General features: G+C 40.6%; 6 protein-coding genes and 1 pseudogene. 2 read left to right on the plus strand and 5 right to left on the minus strand.

All coding sequences use genetic code 11. The features are described from left to right. Positions 1–301: 301 nt before the first annotated feature. Positions 302–706 carry a response regulator gene (locus RMY31_RS24130; RefSeq protein ID WP_322663628.1) on the plus strand — a complete coding sequence of 135 codons (405 nt, stop codon included), beginning with the start codon at positions 302–304 and terminating at the stop codon, positions 704–706. A gap of 203 nt (positions 707–909) precedes the next feature. Here RMY31_RS24130 and RMY31_RS24135 read toward each other — a convergent pair whose 3' ends face one another. The 5 genes from RMY31_RS24135 to RMY31_RS24155 all read right to left on the minus strand — a co-directional run bounded on the left by RMY31_RS24135 (position 910) and on the right by RMY31_RS24155 (position 5,574). After that, positions 910–2,154: a C13 family peptidase gene (locus RMY31_RS24135; protein WP_322663630.1), complete on the minus strand. Its 1,245-nt coding sequence runs from the start codon at positions 2,152–2,154 to the stop codon at positions 910–912. Positions 2,155–2,318: 164 nt separating this feature from the next. Further along, positions 2,319–3,221, minus strand: coding sequence for a cation diffusion facilitator family transporter (locus RMY31_RS24140; RefSeq protein WP_322663632.1), 903 nt, complete (start codon positions 3,219–3,221; stop codon positions 2,319–2,321). A gap of 151 nt (positions 3,222–3,372) precedes the next feature. Further along, a complete protein-coding gene (locus RMY31_RS24145) occupies positions 3,373–4,260 on the minus strand; it encodes a hypothetical protein (RefSeq protein ID WP_322663636.1) in 888 nt (295 codons plus the stop codon). 242 nt (positions 4,261–4,502) lie between these two features. Beyond that, a complete protein-coding gene (gene urtE / locus RMY31_RS24150) occupies positions 4,503–5,201 on the minus strand; it encodes an urea ABC transporter ATP-binding subunit UrtE (protein WP_322663638.1) in 699 nt (232 codons plus the stop codon). A gap of 190 nt (positions 5,202–5,391) precedes the next feature. Next, positions 5,392–5,574: a hypothetical protein gene (locus tag RMY31_RS24155; protein ID WP_409878288.1), complete on the minus strand. Its 183-nt coding sequence runs from the start codon at positions 5,572–5,574 to the stop codon at positions 5,392–5,394. A 29-nt stretch (positions 5,575–5,603) separates the two neighbouring features. On the opposite strand from RMY31_RS24155, the pseudogene RMY31_RS24160 reads away from it, so the two are divergent. Next, a pseudogene (locus RMY31_RS24160) lies at positions 5,604–5,762 on the plus strand (hypothetical protein); the annotation flags it as partial. Positions 5,763–6,000 lie beyond the last annotated feature (238 nt).

A 6,000-nucleotide genomic window follows, 5' to 3' on the forward strand; every position in this document is an offset into this window, starting at 1 on the left:
ATAAATCTCTGTTTACAGCAATATGAATAAAGCTTTAAGTTTATTAAATTAAATTACATTATTATGCATCATATTACTTGCTAAATTTTTCTGTATAAGAAGTTACAGAAAACAAATTTTTTCAAAATTTCTAATGGGTAAGAACTACAAATACTAGCTATCGCTTTTGAATAAGTCGAATTGTTTAGCAATAACAATTGGCGCGATCGCAGTAAAATTGCCATTGAGATGGTCAGTGAGGAAAAAAGAAATAGTTCATTTAAGTTGTAATTATCTGTTTTCCAACAACAATGGAGATTTTATGGAACCTCCTCTTCCTCTAGCTGGCTTAAACATCCTCGTAGTTGACGATGATGATGATAGCCGCTTTTACATTACTACCGTATTGGAAGCAGATGGAGCCAACGTCACAGCAGTTGCATCGGCAGTGGCGGCGCTGGAAGTGCTAGCTGACTGGCAGCCAGATGTCTTTATCTGTGATATAGCCATGCCTGGTGAAGATGGCTATACCCTGATTCGTAAGATACGCGCACTGAAAGCAGATAGAGGTGGACAAGTCCCCGCAGTTGCTTTAACTGCCTATGCTGATAGTGAGGATCGTATCCGTGCCCTAGAAGCTGGCTTTCAAACTCATGTGCCTAAACCAGTAGACCCAGGAGAACTAGTGGAAATTGTAGCAAATGTAGTTGCTTCTTGTGGGAGTTAATAAGGCAGGAGCCAGAAGGAGAGACGCGATTAATCGCGTCTGTACAATAGTTATTATTCTCCTCTTGTCTCCTTTGTCTGTCCGTTCGCGTAGCGTCTCCGATAGGAGAAGTTCGCCCGGAGGGAGACCACGCCAGTTTGCACAACGGGGGGAACCCCCGCAAGCAACTGGCTCCTCCTTACGACTTCTCTCCTTGTCCCCTCTCATTTCCCCCAAGAACCACTTTCGCACTTCACCAAACGGTCAAGGGTGGCAGTATCTTTTTTATTGCCTGAAGTGCGGATTTGTTTTTCTCCAGCGATGTTAATTAGTTCCATCGCCAAGCGCCTGAGATAAGCTTGCTGTTCGTCTGTTTGAAATTTAGGGCTATTTAAATTCTTTAAATTTTGCAAAAAGGACTTTTGCCGATCTAACTCAAATCTATTGACTAAAGAATTAACTACATAGCGCTGTTCTGGACGAGCTGTCTGTAAAATTTTGCTAATAGGTTGACTAAGAAGTGCTTTTTCTTGTGTTCGAGTAAATTTGCGCTGCAACCAAGCTTCCGAAGTAGATAGCGGCAAATCGATAGATTCTTCATCTACCTTGGCGAAAGCATGGGCTTCAGCATAGGCTACCCGTCCATCTTTGTTGTAGTCGGCGGAAGTAACAGTCTTACCGATGCGATCGCGTCCACTCAACCCAGCAAAAAAGCTAGAACTATAATCTCGATAGTCTGCTTCATTTACCTCTGGTGTACAGCCTACTGAAGGTTGAGTCTTAATAGTGGCAAAGAAACCACAACGAGTCTGAAGCGCTACAGGACGTTTAGCATCGCCCCCTTCGTAGATAAAATTAGCAAAGGAACCAGAAAAACATTGAGCCATCATAGTGACAACAGATGTCTTGGGAGGCATTTTGTCTAGCATTTGGGTAAACTGCTTGACATTCAATTGTTCTTCATTCCACAAGTAGAAGGAATTATTATCTAAGTCTTGTTTATTTTTTCCTCCATGTCCTGTGAAGTATAAAAATGATTGAGGATTTGGCTGTTGTGCTAACTGTTGAAAATAACGCTGTAAGTTACTTAAGGTAGTAGCACCTTTGAGATTGGGAATTTCTGGTTGTTTAAATTCTTCTTGTCCTTGGGGATTGATATAGCGGACAGAAGCTTGTCCATCGTTACCGTTGGCAAAGAAAATGGAGGCAACTTGCTGTGCGTTGTACCCCAGAAATTGTAGGGTGCGCTGAAAGTAAAGTACATTTTTCTCTAAAGCGATTTCGTTGAAATAAGGCGCACCACCGCCACCCACAACTAAGAAATTCGGTGAAGACTGAGTACGTTGACAAGTATTAGAGTGTTGTAGAATGGCTTGATTTTTGGCAAAAGTGCCAGAGCTAGGAAGTAAAATTAGTAAGCTACAGGTAAAACTAACGAATAAACGCTGCATTGGCAAATTATGCTGCATTATTTGATTTTTACAGCACCTCTAATATTATTTATACTTTGTAGAAATAGACTGAACCTCGTCTATCTTGAGAACTATAATTTTTTACCAAGATACTGAGATTGCTTCCTTACGTCGCAATGACGCATCTGAATTATTGTCAACTCCAGGTTTCAGGACAAGGTTTATTTAGCTCCAGATTCAAAGCTAATTTGCTCAGACTTATAAGTTGATGGCTCAACGTGAATTGAAATCCTCACGGGATTGAAGCGTTCTGCTAGCCGTCTTTCTACCTCTTCGGTAATGCGGTGGGCTGTTTCTACATCTGGTGCATCTACTATTAAATGCATTTCAATAAAGACTTGGCGACCAAGAAGACCGCGTGAGGCGATGGCATGACAGTTAATTACTCCAGGTACAGAAGTTGCGATCGCATGTATTGCTTCCGGTGCGATCGCCATCTCATCCACAAGCCAAGGTAAATTATCTTTTAAAACTGACCAACCACTCCAAAATACCAATAAAGCCACAGGAAAAGCTAACACCATATCCAGCCATTGATAACCCAGCCACACTCCTATCAAGCCACCGATCACAGAAATTGTCACCCAAACATCACTCATGGTATGTTTGGCATCAGCTATTAAAATTGGGCTATGTACCCGCTGACCAACACTCCGTTCGTAAAACGCTACAAAAATATTTATACCCAATACAAGCAGTAATAACCACAATTCAGATAGTGATATTTTTACAGGTAGACCACCTTTGAGAATGCGCTCAATGGCTCCTTGGAGGATTTCAAAGCAGGCTATTCCTAAGAAAGCAGCAATTCCTAAAGCTCCCACGGCTTCAAACTTTTGGTGTCCGTAGGGATGTTCGCGATCGGGTTGTGGTGAAGAAAACTTACTCGCAACTAATCCTAAAACGTTGTTGGCACTATCTGTCACACTATGCAACGCATCAGCAAGCAAGCTTAAAGAACCTGTCCAGTAGCCTACAACTGCTTTCAAACCCATGACGAACAAGTTGAGCAGTAAGGTAATAATTAAAACCTTTCGCACTGCGGCGCGATTATCGTATGTCATAGAAAATTTTTAACTTATGTTCTATGACTTCTAATGTAAAACCTAGAACACAAGTAATACAATTTTGAATTTGAGATTTTGCGGAAATTCTTGCATCTATTAGATATTCTTCGCAAGAGTATACTTTGTTGAAACGAACTGGCGCGATCGCCTAATCCCTACAGGCATCGACGCGAATCCAATTAAAATTTGTTAAGTCGAGGGCGTAATCAAATAAGTTGTCTAAATACTCTTGTTCTTCACCAACCGTTACACATACTTTACCGCCAGCGATCTGGATTTTATTTGGTTCTTTGTAAAATGCTTTATGCCTACTTATCCATCCAGGTTTTTCGCCAGTAGTTTCAACTTTTTTTATTTTGAATGTGTCGCAATGTAATTGATAAACTGGTGTTTCACCAGAGATTCTTTCATTGTAATAACCTAAATTACCAATTATGTATATGTATTTTCCAACTAATGTTGCCGAATGGAAGTCAGTCGGAGGAAAAATCTCTCTAGGATAACCAAGAATTTGGAAATTACCATCACCTTGATAAACTACAACATCGTTATATATACAAAAATCCGGGTCATAGTAATCTTCGTGTTCGCCACCAATCTCAACAATTGTGCCATCTGGTAATTGTGTAATTGTTCTGCCAAAACGTTGATAGCACCATACTAGTTTATTCCTGTTATCATTATCGGCATCGCCAAACATAGATTTTGCGATGTAAGCAGAATCACCATTACAAACCATTGCTTTCCAAAAATCGATTTCCATGATTTCTGGATTTGTTTTCCCAAAACGCGGATGTTTTCCTACTGAATAGTCTTCTGCTGATACTTGGATGGCACTATGACTAACTCCTGTCAGTAACCGTCGCATCTCATCATTAATTTCATTTAAATCCTCGCCCGCCTCAACAAGCATTCGTAAGATTTCGATATTACTCGCCATAGTAATAACTTTCAGAACATCAAAAAAAAATTTTTGATCGCTTCTACCGAGTCGATCGCGATCGTCCAAGCACACAAAGGCACTATTCGCATTCAAAGTCTACCTGATACCAATTCGTAATTCGTAATTCGTAATTCGTAATTCGTAATTAAGAAAGTCCCATTTAGTCTAGGTTTCTGGGTTTGGATCTGTATCATTATTTTTGGGAAATGGTATGATTGGGTAGAACATTTACAATTCGGCTTCCTTTTTAGCGCTCTTTAATCACTCTCACTAGAGAATAAAGAGTGCTAATTGCTGTCCTCGGACAATATCTGCTGTCAAAATAAGCTCTAGCATTAAACTGCTAAAAACCTTTGAATCACATCCTGGCTAAGTTCGTTGGTTGAACCAGAGGCAACAATACCACCTTTTTGCATGGCGTAATAGTAATCGGCCTGACGGACAAAGTGTAAGTGTTGCTCTACCAATAAAACAGAAATGCCTGTGGTTTCAACGATGCGACGGACTGCGGCTTCAATTTCCAAGATAATTGAGGGTTGAATACCTTCAGTGGGTTCATCTAATACGAGTAATTGAGGTTGTCCCATTAAAGCACGAGCGATCGCCAATTGTTGCTGCTGTCCACCACTCAAATCTCCACCCATCCGCGAAAGCATTGTTTTTAACACAGGAAATAAGCTAAAAATTTCTTCTGAAATTTCTGCTTTTTTTACTGGTTTCTGCCTAGCTTCTAACCCCAGCAACAGATTTTCTCTGACTGTTAAACGGGGGATAATCTCTCGTCCTTGGGGAACATAACCAATTCCCATTTTTGCTCTTTGGTCTGGAGATTTAGAGTTAATTAATTCCCCAACTAAGTTAATTGTGCCGCTGCGGGGTTTGAGTAAACCCATAATTGTTTTGAGTAGGGTTGTTTTACCTACACCATTGCGTCCAATTAAGCAGATCATTTGCCCATTAGGTACGCTTAAATCTACATTGCGAAGAATGTGGCTTTCGCCGTAGTAAACGTTAAGGTTAGAGATTTTTAGCATAATAAAATTTAGTATGGCTCATTTTTTGGACTGCGTTTGCAACAATCTGACAATAGGCTCGCTATTTTGACCTAACAACCAACTACTCGCGAGCTTGCACCCCAACCGCTGTAAAAACTCATGAATTGATAAAACCACAAGAAGCGTAAGCTTTTGCCAAGTCAGCAGATGGAATATTTGTATAAAGCATCTATTTTAGATAAATAGCGATCGCAAGCATTATGTATTCAAATTCTGTGATAAGTTTTTTTGGTGGATGCGTTATCGCCACAAATCGGCGCACCCTTCGGGATTTTGCTACTGTAGCGACTACTCCCAAGTCTGTAGCGGCTTCTCTCGTGTTTCCTACCTTTTGCCTCTTGCCTTCGTACATGAGTAATTATATACCGAGATATTACTCATATGGCTATAGTTGATTCTTCTTTAACAGAAGTTGAAGAGATGGAAAAAGACTTGAAGCAGCTTTCTGAGAAAATGTTAATGGTGGTTGCTATCAAGTACGGCAAAGACAGCGCTGAATATGAAATGGCGGGTGGTATTCGCAATAGCGATCGCGTCTGACATTTGACATTTTGGATTGAAGAATCTAAGAGGTTGTTTGAAAAGTGATTAGCTGTGATTTTAGGCACTTGTTGATCCCCCCTAGCCCCCCTTAAAAAGGGCTACGGTGTACACACAAGTCGAAGTAAAGTAATAAGAGCAGGGGTTTTGAGGAGTAAAAGGCAGTGGAAAATCCAATCAGAATACACGCGCAAGCAGTTAAGGGGAAAGCATTTGGAGACGGGCGACTCTCTAAAAG

Origin of the sequence: Dendronalium sp. ChiSLP03b (genome assembly GCF_034531165.2) — a bacterium.
GTDB lineage: Bacteria > Cyanobacteriota > Cyanobacteriia > Cyanobacteriales > Nostocaceae > Dendronalium > Dendronalium minutum.